This window comes from Pseudomonas sp. 22085 (assembly GCF_052045815.1).
In the GTDB taxonomy this organism is placed as follows: domain Bacteria; phylum Pseudomonadota; class Gammaproteobacteria; order Pseudomonadales; family Pseudomonadaceae; genus Aquipseudomonas; species Aquipseudomonas glycinae.
On sequence record NZ_JBQEQA010000002.1, the window covers coordinates 203,462 to 225,054 of the forward strand.

At 61.2% G+C, this 21,593-nt stretch carries 15 protein-coding genes; 12 read left to right on the top strand and 3 right to left on the bottom strand.

Annotation, left to right across the window (positions count from 1 at the left end):
* Positions 1-84 precede the first annotated feature (84 nt).
* The 3 genes from ACTJK7_RS03150 (at position 85) to ACTJK7_RS03160 (ending at position 4,102) form a co-directional block, all read left to right on the top strand.
* The gene (locus ACTJK7_RS03150) at positions 85-528 is read left to right on the top strand and encodes an Hsp20 family protein (protein WP_011333344.1); all 444 of its coding nucleotides are present in this window, start codon (positions 85-87) and stop codon (positions 526-528) included.
* A gap of 185 nt (positions 529-713) precedes the next feature.
* Positions 714-1,409: a DUF1266 domain-containing protein gene (locus ACTJK7_RS03155; protein WP_085747838.1), complete on the top strand. Its 696-nt coding sequence runs from the start codon at positions 714-716 to the stop codon at positions 1,407-1,409.
* The gene (locus ACTJK7_RS03160; protein WP_108560698.1) at positions 1,406-4,102 is read left to right on the top strand and encodes a J domain-containing protein; all 2,697 of its coding nucleotides are present in this window, start codon (positions 1,406-1,408) and stop codon (positions 4,100-4,102) included. The genes ACTJK7_RS03155 and ACTJK7_RS03160 overlap by 4 nt, the downstream gene beginning before the upstream one ends.
* Here ACTJK7_RS03160 and ACTJK7_RS03165 read toward each other — a convergent pair.
* The 3 genes from ACTJK7_RS03165 to ACTJK7_RS03175 all read right to left on the bottom strand — a co-directional run bounded on the left by ACTJK7_RS03165 (position 4,099) and on the right by ACTJK7_RS03175 (position 10,135).
* A complete protein-coding gene (locus ACTJK7_RS03165) occupies positions 4,099-5,790 on the bottom strand; it encodes a molecular chaperone HscC (RefSeq protein ID WP_108560701.1) in 1,692 nt (563 codons plus the stop codon). The genes ACTJK7_RS03160 and ACTJK7_RS03165 overlap by 4 nt on opposite strands.
* Before the next feature lie 107 nt (positions 5,791-5,897).
* On the bottom strand, positions 5,898-9,176 hold the full coding sequence (locus ACTJK7_RS03170) for a bifunctional diguanylate cyclase/phosphodiesterase (RefSeq protein ID WP_064378833.1): 3,279 nt from the start codon (positions 9,174-9,176) through the stop codon (positions 5,898-5,900).
* Positions 9,177-9,244: 68 nt separating this feature from the next.
* The gene (locus ACTJK7_RS03175; protein WP_007956444.1) at positions 9,245-10,135 is read right to left on the bottom strand and encodes a LysR family transcriptional regulator; all 891 of its coding nucleotides are present in this window, start codon (positions 10,133-10,135) and stop codon (positions 9,245-9,247) included.
* Positions 10,136-10,275: 140 nt separating this feature from the next.
* On the opposite strand from ACTJK7_RS03175, the gene leuC reads away from it, so the two are divergent.
* The 9 genes from leuC (at position 10,276) to ACTJK7_RS03220 (ending at position 21,408) form a co-directional block, all read left to right on the top strand.
* Positions 10,276-11,694 carry a 3-isopropylmalate dehydratase large subunit gene (gene leuC, locus ACTJK7_RS03180; RefSeq protein ID WP_011333350.1) on the top strand — a complete coding sequence of 473 codons (1,419 nt, stop codon included), beginning with the start codon at positions 10,276-10,278 and terminating at the stop codon, positions 11,692-11,694.
* Between the two features lie 11 nt (positions 11,695-11,705).
* Positions 11,706-12,350: a 3-isopropylmalate dehydratase small subunit gene (gene leuD / locus ACTJK7_RS03185; RefSeq protein ID WP_007956446.1), complete on the top strand. Its 645-nt coding sequence runs from the start codon at positions 11,706-11,708 to the stop codon at positions 12,348-12,350.
* A gap of 145 nt (positions 12,351-12,495) precedes the next feature.
* Positions 12,496-13,260, top strand: a complete 765-nt coding sequence (locus tag ACTJK7_RS03190; protein WP_007956447.1) for a class I SAM-dependent methyltransferase — start codon at positions 12,496-12,498, stop codon at positions 13,258-13,260.
* A 69-nt stretch (positions 13,261-13,329) separates the two neighbouring features.
* Entirely contained in the window at positions 13,330-14,412 is a 1,083-nt protein-coding gene (gene leuB, locus ACTJK7_RS03195) for a 3-isopropylmalate dehydrogenase (protein WP_108560704.1), read from the top strand.
* Positions 14,413-14,478: 66 nt separating this feature from the next.
* On the top strand, positions 14,479-15,591 hold the full coding sequence (gene asd / locus ACTJK7_RS03200; protein WP_003226428.1) for an aspartate-semialdehyde dehydrogenase: 1,113 nt from the start codon (positions 14,479-14,481) through the stop codon (positions 15,589-15,591).
* 273 nt (positions 15,592-15,864) lie between these two features.
* Positions 15,865-16,875: an aspartate-semialdehyde dehydrogenase gene (locus tag ACTJK7_RS03205; RefSeq protein WP_440780266.1), complete on the top strand. Its 1,011-nt coding sequence runs from the start codon at positions 15,865-15,867 to the stop codon at positions 16,873-16,875.
* A gap of 209 nt (positions 16,876-17,084) precedes the next feature.
* A complete protein-coding gene (locus ACTJK7_RS03210) occupies positions 17,085-19,754 on the top strand; it encodes a FimV/HubP family polar landmark protein (RefSeq protein WP_108560711.1) in 2,670 nt (889 codons plus the stop codon).
* Between the two features lie 150 nt (positions 19,755-19,904).
* A complete protein-coding gene (gene truA / locus ACTJK7_RS03215; RefSeq protein ID WP_199913022.1) occupies positions 19,905-20,729 on the top strand; it encodes a tRNA pseudouridine(38-40) synthase TruA in 825 nt (274 codons plus the stop codon).
* 64 nt (positions 20,730-20,793) lie between these two features.
* Positions 20,794-21,408 carry a phosphoribosylanthranilate isomerase gene (locus tag ACTJK7_RS03220; RefSeq protein WP_064378839.1) on the top strand — a complete coding sequence of 205 codons (615 nt, stop codon included), beginning with the start codon at positions 20,794-20,796 and terminating at the stop codon, positions 21,406-21,408.
* Positions 21,409-21,593: the final 185 nt, after the last annotated feature.

A 21,593-nucleotide genomic window follows, 5' to 3' on the forward strand; every position in this document is an offset into this window, starting at 1 on the left:
GGTCCCTATCTAAGGGTTACGCGATGCCGAATTCGGGTCGCGGAGACAAAAAAACTTGCTGATTGTTTTCAGGAGATTTGAATCATGAGTACTGCATTTTCTCTCGCACCACTGTTCCGTTCCTCGGTAGGTTTCGACCGTTTCAACGACCTGTTCGAAACCGCCCTGCGCAACGAGCCAGGCAGCACCTATCCGCCTTACAACGTGGAAAAACACGGTGACGATCAATACCGCATCGTCGTGGCGGCGGCCGGTTTCCAGGAAGAAGACCTGGAACTGCAAGTCGAAAAAGGCGTGCTGACCATCAGTGGCGGCAAGCGCGATGCCAACGAAGGCGTCACGTTCCTGCACCAGGGCATTGCCCAGCGTGCATTCAAGCTGTCCTTCCGCCTGGCCGATCACATCGAGATCAAGGCCGCCGGCTTGAGCAACGGTCTGTTGAGCATCGACCTGTTGCGCGTGATTCCGGAAGAGGCGAAAGCCAAGCGCATCCCGATCAACGGGGCGCAGCCGGCTCTGCAACACTGAGTCACTTGCAGAAACAAATCGTCTGAACGGGCGATAAGCCGCTGAATGAAGGCCCCGATACGTCGGGGCCTTTTTTGTGGGCGTAGAAAAATGGCTGTTCGACTTTGCCCCCAGCGGCGGTTTCTCTACAATCCGCCGCAGTTTAGCCGACCCCATCCTTAGCGGTCGGCCTGGAGCCTTTTTTCATGGACGATATTCAACAGCGCTGGCTGTGCGCCCTTTCTGCGCCAATGGCAGCGCTCAACACCGGCGCCGGGTATGACGACCCTGCCTTCTGCGACGACCGCTACATCGATCTGAAAGGCAGCTGGGGAATCGATGACCGGCGACAATTGTTCGACATGCTTCAATGGATGACGGACGACGGACATGCCAAGCACCTGAGTGGCGCCTATTCGGCGTGGCAACGTTGTCTGCCGAATGAATGGCAACGCCTGCTCGAAGAGCTGAGCCCTCGCGAGCGTGTTCTGCATGAGTTTGCCAGTCGCACTTTTGGCGGTTGTGGTCCAGGAGGGATCTTGTCCTGGGATTACGGGCGGATGGGGTTTCTCTTGCGTTGCGCAGTGCGCAATCAGTGGATTGATCTGGCCGAAAGCAACTGGCTGCACAGTCGTTTGGCCGTCAGGGCGCAGTTTCACTACGGTAACTGGATGTCCTACTTCAATGGCTTTGTTGTGGGTCGCAGCTTTTGGTGCTGCCTGAACACAAGCGACGACGAGTTAGCCTGGGAGTTGGAGCGGCAGGGGGACAGTGCTCATAACCTGCGGATCACCCGCGGCCTCGCCCAGAACATCCCGCACTTTCTGGCCGACCTGCCCTGGCACATGGAAATTGATTCGTTACCCCGTCCGGCATCGCTCAAGGAGTTCGACTGGTCATGAGTTGCTGGATTCGCCTGGGCATCGAGCCCACCTCCGACGAAACCCTGATTCGCGATGCCTACCGCGCACGATTGCCGTCGCATCATCCGGAAACCGATCCGGAAGGTTTTCAGGCGCTGCGTATGGCCTACGAAAACGCGTTGCGTCTGGCGCGGGAAGGCGAGGAAGAAGCGCCCGAGGAAGAAACTGAAGAGTCAGGGCAGGAGGTTGTCGAGGTCCCGCAGGCGTTCGTGGATTTCTGCGAATTACTTGACGATCCCGCGCGGCGGTTCAATGTCGTGGCATGGCAGGCATTTGTCCGGGCGCTTGATGAGCTGTCGCTGGAACAGCTTGATGAACTCAGTTGGGGGCTCTACCACCGGCTGGCCGACGCCGGTCCGCTGTCCTACCGCTGCGCGAATCTGTTGGCCAGGCGAATGGCCTGGGATCAGCAGTTGCTGGATCTGGAATTCGAAGACGCACAGCGGGTTGAAGCCTTTCTGCAACGAATTGAAACGCCTGACCCGTTCGATACCGATCTGATGAGCGCTTGGTCAGAGGCTGCGCAGACCGAAACACTCTGGTACGCACGCAGCCTCGACTTTATTTTCACCCAGCGTCCACTCCATGAATTCGCCGACTTCGCCAGCCAGCACACGTGTCTGCCGTTGCCGGATGATGCTGTGTTCATGAAACGTTTACTGGTGCAGTTCACCCAAGCGGGCATCGGTGCACCGATATTTTTGCAGTGCTGTGTCGAAAAACAGCTGGAAGCACCGGATGACGTGGACTGGCTTTACCTGTTGGCGTGTCAGAGCAGTCTGCTGGGGCGGGACGATCAGGCATTGCCGTGCTGGATCCGACTGTGGAACGAGTTCCGCCATCCGATGGCCGAAAGTCGTCTGCTGGAATTGTGCGCCAAGCGGCAACCGACTTTTCTGCCTCTGCTGATTCAGGCGTTCGATTGTCTGGGCGATTTCTCCGAGTGGCCTGCGGATCTCGGGGATGACGCGCAGGTATACGGCAGTCCGTCACAACGCCCCGAGACGCTGAACCGTTGGTTGGGTGTTGGACGGTTGAAGCTCGATAGCCTGGCGCAAAGTTTTGTCGATTGGCGCATGACAGGCGATGAGCTCCCGTTGCTTGCCCAACTGCTGGGTGAGAATGCCGACAGCAGGCTGCTGCAACTGTACCGGCATGCCTGGGCGCTGCATCGCGGTGATGCGGTCTTGCTGCAGCGGATTCTGGATCAGCCGCTCCCGGTCGATGCGCTTGAATGCCTGGTGTTGAGCGGGTTCAAAGTTCAGGCCGGACAACATCTGCGCTGGTTGGAGAATGCGCCGATTGCGCAGGCTATGAGCGTATTCAGCGAAGCGGATTCAATATCGCAGCAATTGCCGCAGGCACTGACAACAGGCGAGCTGCACAAGGTCTGTCGCCTGTGGCTGCGTCGCTTGCGGCCCTACAGTGACACCGCCCTGGAGCGCATCGCCGAAGCATTCAAATTGGGCGCCGTCAAAGACGACTGTGATTTGTCCGAGCTCGATCTGCTCCTTCAGTTGAGCCGTCGCGGGATAGGGTTGCCGCCGGTCGGGCTGGGCGAGGCTGCCTGGGAGTGGCACGCTCAAACCGTGTTTTTGCTGGCGTTGCTGGATCAGCCGGAGCGCTGGCTGCCAATGATCGATGGGCAGTGCCTGGAGCGTCTGCCGTTCAGTCCGGCTCATCCTTTGAGTCGACTGCAGCCACTGTTGCGGCGGTTGCAACGCGAGCAAGGCAATTGCGACGGTTTACTGGGCTGGCTGCAAGGCAATGATCCGGTGCACGGCTTGTTGGTGCAGCAATTGTTCAGCGTGCAGCAGGCACTCGACAGCGCCCGATTGCCTGCCAATACCCTGCTTTACACCTGCATCGAGAGCGACCGCGCTGCGTGTGGCGACGATCTGTTGGGGCTGTTGATGTTCTGGGGCGTGCTCTATCACGACCCGAGCCTGAGCGCCGAGCAGCATCGTGCCTTGCTGCAGTCCATCGCGGCAGTCAGTTGCGAGGATGACTGGTTCGAAGGGTTTCGTGACGGCTTGATCAAGGGCGAGCCGGTGTGGCCGCCGCGCAAGGTGTTGACGGATTTTGGGGTCGACAAACTGTTGGCATACGAGGCCCTCGATTCGCTCAAGGCCATGGTTCGCTATGGCGCTGCCGGAGTGCCGAAAACGCGAGTGCTGCGCCAATTGCAGCAGGGCAAGGATGACGTGAAGAACAGTATCGGCTTGCGCCTGGCGCTGTGTGCCTTGCTGTCCTGGTCGGAGCGTTTGATGTTGGCCAAAAGTGATATTCAGCCGGTGCCGGCAGGGGCGATCTGGCGCCTGGGGTCGCGGCTGGGGCGCAAGGCTTTTATCGCCCAGGTCCTGGGGTGTGTGGTGATTACGCCGGTGGCAGGATTGATCAGCGGTACCACATTCTTTGGCATTCTGATCCTGTTACTGGGTGTTCTGCTGTTATTCGGTGCCACTCTGCGCCGTTTGCATGATATGGGACGAGGCCTGCCCACATTGCTGATATTCATGGCCGTGTCGCCGGTCTTGCCGTTTCTGCCGCTGCTGCTGTTCGGCTTTCCCGGTGACAAGTTGCCCAACCGGTACGGGGTGCCACCGGACAGCGGCGGTGGCGAGATGCTGTCCGGTGGTCTGCAGGCTGCTCTGCGGCGACTCAACGGTTAGAGGCGCAGTTGATCCAGCGCCTTGTTGAGCTCTGAGCGGTGGCTGGCGATCTCGGCCGGCTGCTGTCCGCCGAGTACCGTGGTGAAGTTGTGCAGCCACTCGGCAATGTGTTCGCGCTGCGTGCCCAGACTTTGCATCCATGCCCGCTCCAGACGGGCCAGCAGTGTGCGGTTGGGCAATGCGTCGCGTGGATGGACCTTCAGAGTCGACAGACGGTTATGGCTGTCTATGCGTGCTTGTTCATCCAGCCCGGTGGGGCTGCGATCGATGCTGTGGCTGTGGCGTTCGCCGGTCTCTAGCAGCGTGACGTCGACCTCGAGTAAACCGTTGATGTCGTAACTGAAGCGTACGTCCAACTCCTGAATGTTATCGGTGGGCGTCAAGGTGACATCGAAAGCGTCAATGAGGATGTTGTCACGTACCCACGGCCGCTCACCCTGATAAACGGCAATGCGCAGCAGCTCCTGCCGGGGATGGGTTGTGTGGTAGCGCTCGACCCGTGACGTCGGGATGATGGTGTTGCGTTCGATGATCGGTGAAAAGGCGCCGTCGATGCCTTTGTCACGCATGGTTGCGATGCCCAGCGTATACGGGCAGACATCGGTCAGAATCAGTTCTTCGATCGCACCATCGCGCGCCTTGCAGGCCGCTTGCGTGGCCGCACCCAGTGCAACGAGGGTGTCGGGATCAAGATGCCGGTAGGGCAGGCGTCCGAACAGTGTGGCGACCAACTGTTGTACCGCAGGCATCCGCGTTGCCCCACCGACCAGCACCAGACTGTCGAGATCCCGTGGTTTCAGGCGCGCATCGCGCAGGGCCTGTTCGATCGGCGCGCGCAATCGTGCCAGCAACGGTTCCCAGATCTTCACGGCAGCGGCTTCATCCAGCGACCATTCGTACAGTTCGTCGGCATGGCGCCAGCTCAGCGATTGAGGTCCTTCGCCGAGTTTGCATTTGAGTTGTTCCAGGGCATCGCCCAGGCTGGCCATGCCTTGCGGATCAATCATCGACGGGGCCAGTTGCCAGCTTTTCAGACAGGCGTTCAGCAGTGCAGCGGTAAAGTCCTCCCCACCCAAAAAGTTGTCACCGGTGGACGCATGCACTTCAATCAGCGGCAACGCATATTCCAGCACCGTGACATCGAACGTCCCGCCGCCCAGATCGAAGATCAGCGTGCGTTCGAATTTTTGCTCGTGCAGCCCGTACGCCATTGCAGCGGCGGTCGGCTCGTTGATCAGTCGGGAAACCTTCAGGCCCGCCAGTTCGGCGGCGAACAGCGTGCGTTTGCGTTGCTCGTCACTGAAATACGCCGGCACGGAAATCACCGCTTCAGAAACCGGATGACCGAGAAAGGCTTCGGCGTCCTGCTTGAGTGAGCCCAGCACCAGTGCCGACAATTCTTCCGGGCTGAAGGTTTTGGTGCCGAGTTCAATCTGCCGGTCGCTGCCCATGAATCGCTTGAACGCGGCGGCCGTGCGTTCCGGGTGGGTCGTGAGGCGTGCGCGTGCGGCTTTGCCGACCAGAATGGTCTCGTCTTCATCGAGGCTGACCACCGACGGGGTCAGTACGTCGCCGAGGGCGTTGGGAATCAATCGGGCCTGACCGTCCTGCCACACGGCGATCAAACTGTTGGTGGTGCCAAGGTCAATGCCCAGCAGGGCCGGGCGGGGGAGGGTTGCATCCTGCATGATCGATCTCGAAACAGCGCGAAAAAACGCGACCCTACAGGTTGCCGCCAACCCTGGCAATTACCGGCCTGGGTCAATACTTGCGACAAGCAATCGCAGGTGTCGGGTCATTCCAGCAATCCCTTCAACCCCTCCAGCGGCAACGGCCGGCTGTGCAGATAACCCTGATACAAATGGCAGCCCAACCCCTGCAGGAAGGCCAGCTGTTCCGGGGTTTCCACGCCTTCGGCGATCACCTCCAATTCCAGGCTGCGGGCCATGGCGACGATGGCGCGGATGATTTCGGCGTCGTTGGGATCGCTGGTGGCGTCGCGGATAAACGACTGATCGATCTTCAGCGTGTCCACCGGCAATCGCTTCAGATAGGTCAACGATGAATAGCCGGTGCCGAAATCGTCCATGGCAAAACTCACGCCGAGTTTTTTCAGACGACGCATCTTGCTGATGGTGTCTTCCAGGTTCTGAATGACGATGCCTTCGGTAATCTCCAGTTTCAGCAACGAGCAGGGCAGGCCGTGGCTGCTCATGCTGTGTTCGATGCGCTCGACGAAGTCGTTCTGGCGGAACTGCCGGGGGCTGATGTTGACGCACAGACTGAAGGCCAGGGGATCGATCAGCTTTTCGGCGATCAACTGCTTGAAGGCTTCGCACGCCTCGTCGAGGATCCAGGTGCCGACCTCCAGAATCAGCCCGCTGTCTTCCAGCACCTTGATGAATTCGGTGGGTGATTGCGCGCCGAGTTCCGGGTGATTCCAGCGCACCAGGGCTTCGGCGCCGATGATGCGATTGTCCCGGGCGTCGATCTGCGGTTGGTAATGCACGTCGAATTCGCCCCGTGACAGCGCCAGGCGCAGGTCGGTCTCCATGCGCAGCCGTTCGCTGGCCGCTTTCTGCATGGTGTTGTGATACATCTGCGTGGTGTTGCGCCCGGAATCCTTGGCCCGGTACAGCGCAATGTCGGCGCGTTTGAGCAGGTCGGTCGGGGTCGAGCCGTGATCGGGAATCAGCGCCACGCCGATGCTCGGCGTCACTTGCAGGCGCTGGCCGTCGAGGAACATCGGCTCCGACAGCAACTCGCGAATGGTGTCGGCCAGCTCGCGCACCTGGGCACTGACTTCATTGCGCGTGCCCTCCAGACCGCTGAGCAACACCACGAATTCATCGCCACCGAGCCGCGCCACGGTGTCTTCCATGCGCACGCTGGCCTCAAGTCGTGCGGTGATGATTTTCAGCACCGTGTCGCCGACCGGATGCCCCAGCGAGTCGTTGATGTGCTTGAAGTGATCCAGATCGAGAAACAGCAGTGCGCCGCGCAGGTTGTGGCGCTTGAGCAGGGCGATTTGCTGGCTCAGGCGATCCATCAGCAGCGCGCGGTTGGGCAGGTTGGTCAGCGGGTCGTGATAGGCCAGATGGCGGATCTGCGCCTCGGCGTTCTTCAGCAGGCTGACGTCCCGGGCCGTGAGCAACAGGCAGGCGGTTTCGTTGAGAGTGATCGGTTCGACCGAGACTTCCACCGTCAGGATCTCGCCGCGCTTGTTGCGCCCGAGCATTTCCTGATGGTGTACGCGGCCCTTGATCTGCAGTTCGGCCAGCAGTGCCGAGCGCTGTTTTTCCTCGGCCCAGATGCCGACCTGGTACACGGTTTTGCCCACCACTTCGTCGGCGCGGTAGCCGGTGAGGCGGCAGAAACCGTCGTTGACCTCCAGATAGCGTCCGGTGTCGCGCTCGGTGATGGTGATGGCGTCGGGACTGGAGTGGAACGCCTTGGCGAATTTCTCTTCGCTGGCCTTGAGCGCCGCTTCCGAGCGTTGTTGCTGGGTGATGTCGCGCAGCGTGGTAACGATGCACGGCTGGTTGCCGACGCTGATCTGACGGCTGGAAATCACGCAGGTCAGCGACTGGCCGTCCTTGTGCTGGACGATGATCGCGACATTGCTCAGGCCCTGTTCGCGGATCACCCGTTCGATGCGTTGCAGGCTTTTCGCCGAGGCGTCCCACAGGCCGATTTCTTCGGCGGTATGGCCGATCACATCAGCGGCGCTCCAGCCGAAAGTCTGGGAGAAACTGGAGTTGATCTCGATGAATTCCCCGGTTTCCTGGCGGGTCACGCAGATTGGATCGGGGCTGACCTGGAACAGCGTGGCGAATTTCTCTTCCGAAGCCACCAGCCGTTGCTCGCGCTCGACCTGATCGGTGATGTCCAGCAGGGTGCCGGCCATCCGCAGCGGTACGCCGTTGTCGTCGCGATAGAGGCGGGCGCGGCTTTCCAGATAGCGCGAGCTGCCGTCCGGCAATTGCACGCGGTAAGTCAGCTGATAATTGCCCGCCGGGCCTTCGCGCAGGCTGCGATAGGCGTCGCGCATGCTGTCGCGCTCTTCGCCGGGTACGCCCTCGAAAAACTCTTCGAACGATTCATGGAACGGTTTCGGCTCCAGGCCGTGTAATTGCGCAGCGCGGGCCGAACCGTAGAGCATGCCGCTGGGAATGTGCCAGTCCCAGGTGCCGAGTTGCGCCGAATCCAGCGCCAGGTCGAGGCGTTCCTGGCTGTCTTTCAGGGCATGTTCGGCGGCTTTTCGTTCGGTAGTGTCGAGAAAAGTGCTGAGCAGGTAAGGCTGGCCTTCAAGTTCGACCTTTTGCGCACTGAGGATGCCGTCGTGGATCTGGCCATTGCTGGCGCGAAACTGCACCTCCATGCTGACCAGTTCGCCCTTGGCCTTGGTCTTCTTGACCAGCTCCGCCCGTTGCTCGGGATGCACCCACAGGCCCAGTTCCAGGGTGGTGCGCCCGATGGCGCTTTGTACCGGCCAGCCGAACAGGCTTTCGAAATACTGGTTGGCCTCGCTGATCAGGCCGTCTTCCTGACGGGTCAGCAGCACCATGTTCGGGCACAGATGAAACAGTGTCGCAAAACGTTTCTCCGAACTGCTGAGCGCCTGTTCCCGTTGCCGCTGGTGGGTGATTTCGCGGATCACCCCGATCATTCGGGGGCGACCGTGTTTGTCGGGGAGCAGGCTGCCGTTGATCTCCAGCCAGTGCAGGCTGCCGTCGGGCCAGCGGATGCGGTGGTGCATTGCCTGTTCCAGCGGCGCACCGGCAATCACCGCGTGGAAGGCGCGGATGGTTTTCGCCCGGTCTTCCGGCGGCAGCAGGTCAAGGTATTCCAGGTCTTCGGGCAGCGGTTGCCGCGGGTCGAAGCCGAACAAGGCCTGAGTGCCGCGCGACCAGCTGATCTGCCCGCGCTCGATGTCCCAATACCAGGCGCCGAGGCGGGCACCGTTGAGCGCCGCGAGCAATTGCGGCGCACTCTCCCAGCTCTGCTCGGATCGCCGTGGATCAATGGCCTGAATACGCGGCATCGGCGGAATACGGTCAACAGATTTCGGCATTGTTAAGGGGCCTTGAGCTGATTTGGGCGTTTGGCACAGGGGCGGCAGCTCTATAGGAGTAGCACAAGTTAGCCGAGAGTCCCTGGCAGATCGATTTGAGCGTCCAGCAGGGCCATAAACGCCCGTGCAGCATTCGACAGCGTCCTTTCAGTGTGCAGGATATAGCCTAGCTGGCGACTGAGCTGTATGCCCGGTAAAGGTATGCGCGCCACCTGCTCATCGAGCATCGTGCGCGGCAAAACGCTCCAGGCCAGGCCGATCGACACCATCATCTTGATGGTTTCCAGGTAGTTGGTGCTCATGGCGATGTTCGGCGTCAGCCCCTGAGCCTCGAACAGCCGTTGGACAATATGGTGGGTAAAGGTGTTGCCGCCGGGGAAAACCGCCGGATGGCCGGCAATGTCCGCCAATGTGACGGCGCCGTTGCTGATCAATGAATGTTCCGGGGCGACCACGAAATCCAGCGGGTCATCCCACACCGGGGTGGCCTTGACCAGGGTGTGCGGCTCCGGCGCAAGGGTGATGACTGCCAGTTCCGCGCGGCCGTGGAGAATTTCCTCGTAGGCCACTTCCGAATCGAGGAACTGAATATCCAGCGCCACCTGTGGGTAACGGCGGGTGTATTCCCTCAATAAGGGCGGCAGACGGTGCAGGCCGATGTGGTGACTGGTGGCCAGGGTCAGGCGACCGGTGACTTCACCGGTCAGGTTGGTCAGGGCGCGACGGGTGTCATCGAGTACGTTGAGAATCTGGTAGGCCCGTGGCAGCAGGGCCCGGCCGGCCTCGGTCAGACCCACTTCACGACCCAGCCGGTCGAACAGCCGCACATTCAATTGCTGCTCCAGCCCGGCGATACGTTTGCTGATCGCCGGTTGCGTCAGGTGCAGCCGTTCACCGGCGCCGGAGAAGCTTCCCGTCTCGGCAATCGCGATAAAAGCATTGAGGTTGGCCAGGTCCATGTTCGTATTCCAGTTGGTTATCCAAAGCATAAAAAATATGAATTTGAGTTATTTAATCTAACCCCATAGGATCGGCCTCACAAGCCAAAGGGTTATTGATAAGCCCAGGGCATAGAAACAAGCTGATGAGGAACCGTCTGATGGCCGGCAAAACGCTCTACGACAAGCTCTGGGATTCGCATTTGGTCAAGCAGCGCGACGATGGCTCGGCGCTGATCTATATCGATCGTCACATCATTCACGAAGTGACCTCGCCGCAAGCCTTTGAAGGCCTGCGTCTGGCCGGGCGCAAGCCGTGGCGCATCGATGCCAACATCGCCACCCCGGACCACAACGTACCGACCACCCCGGAGCGCAAGGGCGGCATCGAAGCCATTGCCGACCAGGTCTCGCGTTTGCAGGTCCAGACCCTCGACGACAACTGCGATGAATACGGCATCGTCGAATTCAAGATGAACGACGTGCGCCAGGGCATCGTTCACGTGATCAGCCCGGAGCAGGGTGCGACCTTGCCGGGCATGACCGTGGTTTGCGGCGACTCGCACACCTCGACCCACGGCGCGTTCGGCGCCTTGGCCCACGGTATCGGCACTTCCGAGGTCGAGCACGTGCTCGCCACCCAGTGCCTGGTCGCCAAGAAAATGAAGAACATGCTGGTGCGCGTCGAAGGCCAGTTGCCGTTCGGCGTGACCGCCAAGGATATCGTCCTCGCGGTGATCGGCAAGATCGGCACTGCCGGCGGTAACGGCCATGCCATCGAATTCGCCGGCAGCGCGATCCGCGATCTGTCGATCGAAGGCCGCATGACCATCTGCAACATGTCCATCGAAGCGGGTGCCCGCGTGGGCCTGGTGGCGGCGGACCAGAAGACTGTGGATTACGTCAAGGGTCGTCCGTTCGCACCGAAAGGTGCCGAGTGGGATCTGGCGGTCGAGTCCTGGAAAGACCTGGTGTCCGACGCCGATGCGCATTTCGACACCGTGGTCGAGCTCGACGCCACGCAGATCAAGCCGCAGGTCAGCTGGGGCACTTCGCCGGAAATGGTCTTGGCCGTTGATCAGAACGTGCCGGACCCGGCCAAGGAAATGGACCTGGTCAAACGCGACTCGATCGTCCGCGCCTTGAAATACATGGGTTTGACCGCCAATCAGGCGATCACCGACATTCAGCTCGACCGCGTATTTATCGGCTCCTGCACCAACTCGCGGATCGAAGACTTGCGTGCTGCGGCGGTGATCGCCAAGGGTCGCAAGGTTGCGTCGACCATCAAGCAGGCCATCGTGGTGCCGGGTTCGGGTCTGGTGAAGGCTCAGGCCGAGGCCGAAGGTCTGGACAAGATCTTCCTCGAAGCCGGTTTCGAATGGCGCGAGCCGGGTTGCTCGATGTGCCTGGCGATGAACCCGGACCGTCTGGAGTCCGGCGAGCATTGCGCCTCGACGTCCAACCGTAACTTCGAAGGCCGTCAGGGCGCCGGTGGCCGTACCCACCTCGTCAGCCCGGCCATGGCCGCTGCGGCGGCGGTGAACGGTCGTTTCATCGACGTTCGTGAATTGATCTAAAGGAGCGCAGCATGAAAGCTTTTACCCAGCACACTGGTCTCGTTGCGCCTCTGGATCGTGCCAACGTCGACACCGACCAGATCATTCCGAAGCAGTTTCTGAAATCGATCAAACGCACCGGTTTCGGCCCGAACCTGTTCGACGAGTGGCGTTACCTCGATGTGGGTCAGCCGTATCAGGACAACTCCAAACGTCCGCTGAACAAGGAATTCGTGCTCAACGCCGAGCGTTATCAAGGCGCCAGCGTGTTGTTGGCCCGCGAGAACTTCGGTTGTGGCTCCAGCCGTGAACACGCGCCGTGGGCGCTGGAAGAGTACGGTTTCCGCAGCATCATCGCGCCGAGCTATGCCGATATCTTCTTCAACAACAGCTTCAAGAACGGTTTGCTGCCGATCATCCTGAGCGACGCCGAAGTCGACGAGCTGTTCAAGCAGGTCGAGGCCGCGCCGGGCTATCAGTTGCAGATCGATCTGCACGAGCAGACCGTGACCAGCCCGAACGGCAAGGTCTATCGCTTCGAGATCGACGCCTTCCGCAAACACTGCCTGCTCAACGGCCTGGACGACATCGGCCTCACCCTGCAGGACGGCGATGCGATTGCCGCATTCGAAGCCAAACATCGCGCGAGCCAGCCTTGGTTGTTCCGCGACGCGTGATTGATTCGAGATTGATGTAGTCAGGTCCGGCCCCATCGCTGGCAAGCCAGCTCCCACAATGTTTGCGGTGTTCATCAAACCTGTGGGAGCTGGCTTGCCAGCGATGAGGCCGGATCAAGCAACCCAAGATCAAAGGGAAGTCCCCATGACCAGCACCGCCCACAGTCAGGTTGTACAAAAGCAATTCGGTGAACAGGCCGCCGCCTACCTGAGCAGCGCCGTTCACGCTCAAGGCACTGAATTTGCGCTGCTGCAGGCTGAGCTGGCGGGGCAGGGCGAGGCACGGGTACTGGATCTGGGTTGTGGCGCCGGGCACGTGAGTTTTCACGTCGCCCCGTTGGTGAAAGAAGTGGTGGCCTACGACTTGTCGCAGCAGATGCTCGACGTGGTGGCCGCCGCTGCCGTTGATCGCGGCTTGAGCAACGTGTCCACGGTCAACGGCGCCGCCGAGCGTCTGCCGTTTGCCGATGGCGAATTCGACTTCGTGTTCAGCCGCTATTCGGCGCACCATTGGAGCGATCTCGGCGTGGCCTTGCGCGAAGTGCGCCGGGTGCTGAAACCAGGTGGCGTGGCGGCGTTCATCGATGTGCTGTCGCCGGGCAGTCCGCTGTTCGACACCTATTTGCAGAGCGTCGAAGTGCTGCGCGACACCAGCCATGTGCGCGATTATTCCGCCGGTGAGTGGTTGCGCCAGGTCAGCGAGGCCGGGCTGCACACCCGCAGCACCACGCGTCAGCGCCTGCGTCTGGAGTACAACAGCTGGGTCGAACGGATGCGCACGCCTGAGGTGATGCGCGCCGCGATCCGCCAGTTGCAGCAATCAATGGGCAACGAAGTGCGCGAATATTTTGAGATTGAGGCCGATGGTTCGTTCAGTACAGATGTACTGGTGCTCTGGGCTGAAAAGTAATCCTGAAACGATAAGTATTTTTCCGGGCGCGCCAGTCGATGGCGCACCGACTGAAGACACGAGGAAAGCATGAGCAAGCAGATTCTGATTCTCCCAGGCGACGGTATTGGTCCGGAAATCATGGCCGAAGCGGTCAAGGTGCTGGAGCTGGCCAACGACAAGTACAGCCTGGGCTTCGAGCTGAGCCATGACGTGATCGGTGGCGCCGCCATCGACAAGCACGGCGTGCCGCTGGCCGACGAAACCCTCGATCGTGCCCGCGCTGCCGACGCTGTGCTGCTGGGCGCCGTGGGCGGCCCGAAATGGGACACCATCGAGCGTGACATCCGCCCTGAGCGCGGCCTGCTGAAAATCCGTGCGCAACTGGGCCTGTTCGGCAACCTGCGTCCGGCGATCCTGTACCCGCAACTGGCCGAGGCTTCGAGCCTGAAGCCGGAAATCGTTGCCGGCCTGGATATCCTGATCGTCCGTGAGCTGACCGGCGGCATCTACTTCGGCGCGCCGCGTGGCACCCGTACCCTGGAAAACGGCGAGCGCCAGTCCTACGACACCCTGCCGTACAGTGAGAGTGAAATCCGCCGCATCGCCCGTGTCGGTTTCGACATGGCCCGCGTGCGTGGCAAGAAACTGTGCTCGGTGGACAAGGCCAACGTGCTGGCGTCCAGCCAACTGTGGCGTGAAGTGGTCGAGCAGGTCGCCAAGGATTACCCGGACGTCGAACTGAGCCACATGTACGTCGACAACGCCGCCATGCAACTGGTGCGTGCACCGAAGCAGTTCGACGTGATCGTCACCGACAACATGTTCGGCGACATTCTGTCCGACGAAGCGTCGATGCTCACCGGCTCCATCGGCATGCTGCCGTCGGCCTCGCTGGACGCCAACAATAAGGGCATGTACGAGCCTTGCCACGGTTCGGCACCGGACATCGCGGGCAAAGGCATCGCCAACCCGCTGGCGACCATTCTCTCGGTGTCGATGATGCTGCGTTACAGCTTCAATCTGCAGGACGCGGCGGATGCCATCGAGAAAGCGGTCAGCGTGGTGCTGGATCAGGGTCTGCGCACCGGCGACATCTTTTCGACCGGTTGCACTAAAGTCGGTACGCAGGAAATGGGTGACGCAGTAGTCGCCGCGCTGCGGAATCTGTAATCTCTCGGGCCCGCTGCGAAATTCAATACAAAGCAGCGGCCCACTTTTCAAGAAGGTGTAGTTGCGATGAAACGTGTAGGTCTGATCGGTTGGCGCGGCATGGTCGGTTCCGTGCTCATGCAGCGGATGCTGGAAGAGCAGGATTTCGATCTTATCGAGCCGGTGTTTTTCACCACTTCCAATGTCGGTGGCCAAGGCCCGTCCGTGGGCAAGGACATTGCTCCGCTCAAGGACGCTTACAGCATTGAAGAGCTGAAGACCCTCGACGTGATCCTGACCTGCCAGGGCGGCGACTACACCAGCGAAGTGTTCCCGAAGCTGCGCGAAGCCGGCTGGCAGGGTTACTGGATCGACGCGGCCTCGAGCCTGCGGATGAATGACGACGCCGTCATCATCCTCGATCCGGTCAACCGCAAGGTCATCGACCAGCAGCTTGACGCGGGCACCAAGAACTACATCGGCGGCAACTGCACCGTCAGCCTGATGCTGATGGGCCTGGGCGGTCTGTTCGAAGCCGGTCTGGTCGAGTGGATGAGCGCCATGACCTATCAGGCGGCGTCCGGTGCCGGCGCGCAGAACATGCGTGAACTGATCAAGCAGATGGGTGCGACCCACGCCGCTGTCGCCGATCAACTGGCCGATCCTGCCAGCGCGATCCTCGACATCGACCGTCGTGTGGCCGAAGCCATGCGCAGCGACGCGTACCCGACCGAAAACTTCGGCGTACCGCTGGCCGGCAGCCTGATCCCGTGGATCGACAAGGAACTGCCGAATGGCCAGAGCCGCGAAGAGTGGAAGGCCCAGGCCGAGACCAACAAGATCCTCGGTCGCTTCAAGAGCCCGATCCCGGTCGACGGTATCTGCGTGCGCATCGGCGCCATGCGTTGCCACAGCCAGGCGCTGACCATCAAGCTGAACAAAGACGTGCCGATCGCCGACATCGAAGGGCTGATCAGTCAGCACAACCCTTGGGTCAAGCTGGTGCCGAACAATCGCGATATCAGTATGCAGGAGCTGAGTCCGACGAAAGTTACCGGCACCCTGAACGTACCGGTCGGTCGTCTGCGCAAGCTGAACATGGGGTCGCAGTTCGTCGGTGCTTTCACCGTCGGCGACCAACTGCTGTGGGGCGCGGCCGAACCGCTGCGTCGCATGCTGCGGATCCTGCTTGAGCGTTGATCGCTTGAAGCTGTGAAAAAAACCGTGCCTTGTGAGAGGTACGGTTTTTTTATGCCTGACTGTGCTCGGGTGCCTGGTCTGGTCCCATCGCTGGCAAGCCAGCTCCCACAGTGTTTGGTGTCGGCCCCGGTTTTTATTGCACCATAGAAACCTGTGGGAGCTGGCTTGCCAGCGATGAGGTCGGTACAGGTGGCACTAATCCCCGGCAGAAATTGCCTGTGCGCCAGTCTGCCGGTAAAGTGCCGCTCCCCCCGTTTCGCCAGAGGTAGCAACATGACCCAGACCCTTGATATTGCCGTGATCGGCGCCACCGGTACTGTCGGCGAAACCCTCGTGCAGATTCTCGAGGAGCGCGACTTCCCGGTCGGCACCTTGCACCTGTTGGCCAGCAGCGAATCCGCCGGCAGCTCGGTGCTGTTTCGCAACAAGAACGTGCGCGTGCGTGAAGTCGACGAGTTCGATTTCAGCAAGGTCAAGCTGGCGTTCTTCGCCGCCGGCCCTGCCATCACCCTGAGTTACGCCGCCCGCGCTCACGCGGCAGGTTGCTCGCTGGTCGATCTGTCCGGCGCCTTGCCGGCGGATCAGGCGCCGCAAGTGGTGCCGGAAGCCAATGCCGAGGTGCTGGCCGGTTTGAAAGCACCGTTCCAGGTCAGCAGCCCGAGCCCGTCGGCCACCACATTGGCCGTGGTGCTGGCGCCGCTGCTCGATCTGATCGAGCTGCAATATGTGCACGTCACCGCCAATCTGGCGGTTTCCGCCCAGGGCCGCGAAGCCATGACCGAACTGGCGCGCCAGACCGCCGAGCTGCTGAACATGCGTCCGCTGGAGCCGACATTCTTCGACCGGCAGATGGCTTTCAACCTGCTGGCCCAGGTCGGTACGCCCGACGCGCAAGGTCACACGCTGCTGGAAAAACGTCTGGTGCGCGAGCTGCGTCAGGTGCTGGCCAAGCCTTTATTAAAGATTTCCGCAACTTGCGTTCAAGCCCCGGTGTTTTTTGGCGATAGCTTTAGCGTGACCTTGCAGTCAGCGAGCGCGGTCGACCTGGAAAAGGTCAACGCCGCGCTTGAAGAGGCCGACGGCATCGAGCTGGTCGAGGCGGGCGATTATCCGACCGCCGTCGGTGACGCGGTCGGGCAGGACGTGGTCTACGTCGGGCGGGTGCGCGCCGGTGTCGACGAGCCGTCGGAACTTAATCTGTGGCTGACGTCAGATAACGTACGCAAAGGTGCGGCCCTCAACGCCGTGCAGGTCGCCGAGTTGTTGATAAAAGACCTGCTGTAAAAGATACTTGGCAACAATTTGTCGACTGATTCTAGCCGGGCGCTATGCTTGGCCAGATCGCTTGATGACGCGACACCCTCCGGGACTTTCCGGGGCATCAAAGAAATGATCGCGCGCGGCATGCTGTCGTCGTCGCGCGCAATGCCTTACGGCAGCGACTATCAACATCTTCTCGCTGGCCGAGGAACGTTCAAACAAAGGAAGAGGCTATGGTTCAAGTTCGCAAACTGGTGTTAGCAATAGCGGCCGCCTCGGCGCTGTCCTCCGGTATGGCGCATGCCCTCGGGCTCGGGGAGCTGACCCTGAAGTCGACCCTGAACCAGCCGCTGGTGGCGGAAATCGAGCTGCTCGATGTCAAGGATCTGACCGCTGCAGAAGTGGTGCCGAGCCTGGCCTCGCCGGAAGATTTCGCCAAGGCTGGCGTCGATCGCCAGGCCTTCCTCAATGATCTGACGTTCACGCCGGTGCTCAACGCCAGCGGCAAAAGTGTGCTGCGCGTTACCTCGAGCAAACCGCTGTCGGAACCGATGGTGAAATTCCTCGTGCAGGTGATGTGGCCGAACGGCCGTCTGCTGCGTGATTACAGCGTGTTGCTGGATCCATCGAAGTTCTCGCCGCAGACCGCTGATGCCGCCGCCCAGCCTGCGCCGGCGCAAACCATCACCGCTCCGACCACCGGCGCCACGCATTCAACCCACACCACCACGCCGCGCGACACCCTGTGGGAAATCGCCGCGAAGGCGCGCACCGGCGGTTCGGTGCAGCAGACCATGCTGGCGATCCAGGCCCTGAACCCGGACGCGTTCATCGGCGGCAACATCAACCGCCTGAAAACCGGTCAGGTGCTGCGTCTGCCGGACCAGGTGCAAAGCACCGCACTGCCGCAGTCCAAAGCGATTGCCGAAGTGGCGGCGCAGAACGAAGCCTGGCGGCAGGGTCGTCGTTATGTGGCCAAGCCGGGCACCGGTCAGCAGCAGCTCGATGCGACCAATCGTGGTCGCGCCAATACCGGTGCTGCGCAAAACGCCAAGGACAACCTGAGCCTGGTGTCAGCCGAAAGCGCCAAGGCGCGTGGCAAGGGTCCGGCCGGCGATGCCAAGGCCCTGAGCAACAAACTGGCGGTCACTCAGGAAAGTCTCGACACCACCCGTCGTGACAACGAAGAGCTGAAAAGCCGCATGGCCGATCTGCAAAGCCAGCTGGACAAGCTGCAACGCCTGATCGAGCTGAAGAACAATCAACTGGCGAAAATGCAGGCCGAAGGTTCGGGCTCGGCTCCGGCCACAACGGCCCCTGTTGTTCCTGCGATCACTGCGGAACTGGCAACCACGCCACCGGCGACTGCTGCAGAGGTTGCGCCAGTCGCACCTGCGCCTGAGGCCGCTGCTCCGGCCCCGGTCGAGCCGGTTGTCGAGCCTGTGGTTGAAACGACGCCGGCCGCCAATGACGAAAAAACCTTCAATGAACTGCTGACCAATCCAATCCTGTTGGGTCTGGTCGGTGGCGGTGCAGTGGTCCTGCTGCTCCTGTTGTTGCTGCTGGCCCGTCGCCGCAAGGCGCAACAGGAAGCCGAAAAACACCTGCGTATGGCACGTGCGCTGGAGGAGCAGTCCTTCTCCCAGGATCTCGATCTGCCGGAAAGCAGCTTCGAAGGTCTGGAGGTGCCAGCCGCCAGCGTCAAGCTGACCCCGGCTCCAGCTCCAGCTCCAGCTCCAGCTCCAGCTCCAGCTGCGGCGCCTGCCGCCGCTGCTGTAGTTGCGCCCGTCGTGATGGCCGAGCCGATCGCCGCGCCGCTGGTGGCGCCGGCCGCCGAGCGTTCCGACGACGTGCTGGACAAGGCGCAGTCGCACATCGACGGCGGTCGTTTGAATCAAGCCGCCGCGTTGCTGGAGGAGGGCGTGAGCCTGGAGCCGCAGCGCAGCGATCTGCGTCTGAAGCTGATGGAGGTTTACGGTCGCCAGGGTGATCGCGATGCCTTCGTCGGCCAGGAGCGACAACTGGTTGCCAATGGCGACAACTTCGCCAAGGTCGAAGAGCTGAAAAGCCGCTTCCCGGCCATGGCGGTCGTCGCGGCCAGCGGTCTGGCGGCAGCGGCGATTGCCGCCGAACTGGACGCGGAATACGTCAAGGAGCTGCTGCTCGACGAGCCTGAAGCGCCGGCTGCTTCTGCTGCGGCAGATGACGATCTGGACAGCGCTTTTGACCTGAGCCTCGACGATCTCGACAACATCACGCCAGTTGAACCTGTGGCGGCTGTCGAGCCGGAAACGCCGGTCGAGCTGGACGCATTCCCGACTGACGACGACCTGAGCTTCGAGTCGGTGCTGCAACAGCAAACCGACATCAAGGAAAACCTCGACGACCTGTCGGACTTCGACCTGGATCTGGATCTCGGTGCCGACCCTGCGCCTGCGCCGGTCGAGTTGGCAGACGATGACTTCCTGCTGGATCTGGACGAAGGCGTGAAGGATCTGCCGCTGGTCGAAACCCCGGCCGTGACCGACGTGCCGCAGGACGATCTGGAGCTGCCAGCCGATTTCGACCTGTCCCTGGCTGACGAAATGGACGCTGCGCCAGCCGAGCCGGATGCGTTCGCCGCCGAGCTGGATGACGTCAACGCTGAGCTGGATCGCCTGTCGAGCAGCATCAACGAGCCAAGCTTCACCGAAGCTGATGCTGCGTTGGGTGATGATCTGGGTGAGGATGACTTCGACTTCCTGTCCGGCACCGACGAAGCCGCGACCAAGCTCGATCTGGCGCAGGCCTACATCGACATGGGCGACAACGACGGTGCGCGCGACATCCTCAATGAAGTCATCAGCGAGGGCAACGACAAGCAGAAGAGCGAAGCGAGCGAAATGCTTTCGCATCTGGCCTGAGTCGGCATTGAGCGCTAAACAGAACGGCAGCCCATGAGGCTGCCGTTTTTGTTTGGGTCTGGTTTCCCCGTCCCGCCGCCTTATAATGCCCGCCTTTGTAGATCAGCAGGCTGTACCGACTTGGCAAACATAGATAACCCGGCCGCCGAAATGGCACCCGAAGGCTTTTTCCGCGTCGCGCTGGGCGTTGAATACAAGGGCTCGCGCTATAGCGGCTGGCAGCGCCAGTCCACCGGTGTGCTCACCGTGCAGGAAACCCTGGAAAAAGCCCTGTCGAAGGTCGCCGACTCACCGATCTCGCTGCAATGCGCGGGGCGCACCGACGCCGGTGTGCATGCGTGCGGGCAAGTGGTGCATTTCGATACCCAGGTCGACCGTTCGCTGAAAGCCTGGGTCATGGGCGCCAACATCAATCTGCCCCACGACATCAGCGTCAGTTGGGCGAAGGTCATGCCGGCGCATTTCCATGCGCGATTCAAGGCGATTGCCCGGCGCTATCGCTACGTGATCTACAACGATCAGATCCGCCCGGCGCATCTCAACGAAGAAATCACCTGGAATCACCGTCCGCTGGACGTCGAACGCATGGCCGAGGCCGCGCAGTACCTGATCGGTACCCATGATTTCAGTGCCTTCCGTGCCGGCCAGTGCCAGGCCAAGTCGCCGATCAAGCAGATGCATCACCTGCGCGTGACCCGTCACGGCAAAATGATCGTTCTGGACATCCGCGCCAACGCGTTCCTGCACCACATGGTGCGCAACATCGCCGGCGTGCTGATGACCATCGGTGCCGGCGAGCGGCCGGTGGAGTGGATGAAAGAAGTGCTGGAGAGCCGCGAGCGGCGTTCCGGCGGGGTCACGGCGCATCCGTTCGGCCTGTATCTGGTGCAGGTCGAGTATCACGACGAGTTCCCGTTGCCCGAGCGTTTCATCGGGCCACATTTCCTTACGGGTTTCGCGGAACTTGACGGCTGACGCCCTCGAACGCATTTGTTACCATCCGGGACTTTCTCGGATTTGCCTTGGGGTTTTTATCGACATGTCAGCCGTTCGCAGCAAGATTTGCGGGATTACCCGCATGGAAGATGCGTTGGCAGCCGTCGAGGCCGGGGCCGATGCCATCGGTTTTGTGTTCTACGCTAAAAGTCCCCGGGCCGTGACCGTGCAGCAGGCGCGGGCGATCATCGCCGCATTGCCGCCGTTCGTGACCACGGTCGGGCTGTTCGTCAACGCCAGTCGCTGCGAGCTCGGGGAAATCCTCGATGCCGTGCCGCTGGATCTGTTGCAGTTCCACGGCGACGAAACCGCCGCCGAGTGTGAAGGCTGGCACCGGCCGTACATCAAGGCTTTGCGGGTCAAGGCGGGCGATGACATTGCCGCTGCCTGCGATGCCTACCCAAGTGCCAGCGGCGTGCTGCTCGACACTTATGTCGAAGGCGTGCCCGGCGGAACCGGCGAGGCGTTCGACTGGTCATTGATTCCGCAAGGCTTGAGCAAACCGTTGATTCTGGCCGGCGGCCTGACGCCGGAGAACGTCGCCGATGCGATCGCCCAAGTGCGGCCGTATGCCGTGGATGTCAGCGGCGGGGTAGAGGCGAGCAAGGGCATCAAGGATCACGCAAAGATTCGTGCATTCATCAACGCCGTACGCTGATGTGACGGCTGGCAGACTGCCGCCGTCCACAGCTCTGTAGAAAAGAGGCTGAGGGTCTTTTCGGGGTGTACGCAGGTCAGTTCCGCTGACCCGGCAGCCCGGCCGATCATCGCCACACATGAATTTAGCTGAAGGGCATACGCGGGGCCGCGAACCAGAGCGTTCGGGCCGCCGGTACTGGAGAA

What these genes read in the sequence shown, in the direction of transcription:
- ACTJK7_RS03150 (WP_011333344.1), top strand. Translation starts at nt 85, where the DNA reads ATGAGTACTGCATTTTCTCTCGCACCACTGTTCCGTTCCTCGGTAGGT.
- ACTJK7_RS03155 (WP_085747838.1), top strand. Translation starts at nt 714, where the DNA reads ATGGACGATATTCAACAGCGCTGGCTGTGCGCCCTTTCTGCGCCAATG.
- ACTJK7_RS03160 (WP_108560698.1), top strand. Translation starts at nt 1,406, where the DNA reads ATGAGTTGCTGGATTCGCCTGGGCATCGAGCCCACCTCCGACGAAACC.
- ACTJK7_RS03165 (WP_108560701.1), bottom strand. Translation starts at nt 5,790, where the DNA reads ATGCAGGATGCAACCCTCCCCCGCCCGGCCCTGCTGGGCATTGACCTT.
- ACTJK7_RS03170 (WP_064378833.1), bottom strand. Translation starts at nt 9,176, where the DNA reads ATGCCGAAATCTGTTGACCGTATTCCGCCGATGCCGCGTATTCAGGCC.
- ACTJK7_RS03175 (WP_007956444.1), bottom strand. Translation starts at nt 10,135, where the DNA reads ATGGACCTGGCCAACCTCAATGCTTTTATCGCGATTGCCGAGACGGGA.
- leuC (WP_011333350.1), top strand. Translation starts at nt 10,276, where the DNA reads ATGGCCGGCAAAACGCTCTACGACAAGCTCTGGGATTCGCATTTGGTC.
- leuD (WP_007956446.1), top strand. Translation starts at nt 11,706, where the DNA reads ATGAAAGCTTTTACCCAGCACACTGGTCTCGTTGCGCCTCTGGATCGT.
- ACTJK7_RS03190 (WP_007956447.1), top strand. Translation starts at nt 12,496, where the DNA reads ATGACCAGCACCGCCCACAGTCAGGTTGTACAAAAGCAATTCGGTGAA.
- leuB (WP_108560704.1), top strand. Translation starts at nt 13,330, where the DNA reads ATGAGCAAGCAGATTCTGATTCTCCCAGGCGACGGTATTGGTCCGGAA.
- asd (WP_003226428.1), top strand. Translation starts at nt 14,479, where the DNA reads ATGAAACGTGTAGGTCTGATCGGTTGGCGCGGCATGGTCGGTTCCGTG.
- ACTJK7_RS03205 (WP_440780266.1), top strand. Translation starts at nt 15,865, where the DNA reads ATGACCCAGACCCTTGATATTGCCGTGATCGGCGCCACCGGTACTGTC.
- ACTJK7_RS03210 (WP_108560711.1), top strand. Translation starts at nt 17,085, where the DNA reads ATGGTTCAAGTTCGCAAACTGGTGTTAGCAATAGCGGCCGCCTCGGCG.
- truA (WP_199913022.1), top strand. Translation starts at nt 19,905, where the DNA reads ATGGCACCCGAAGGCTTTTTCCGCGTCGCGCTGGGCGTTGAATACAAG.
- ACTJK7_RS03220 (WP_064378839.1), top strand. Translation starts at nt 20,794, where the DNA reads ATGTCAGCCGTTCGCAGCAAGATTTGCGGGATTACCCGCATGGAAGAT.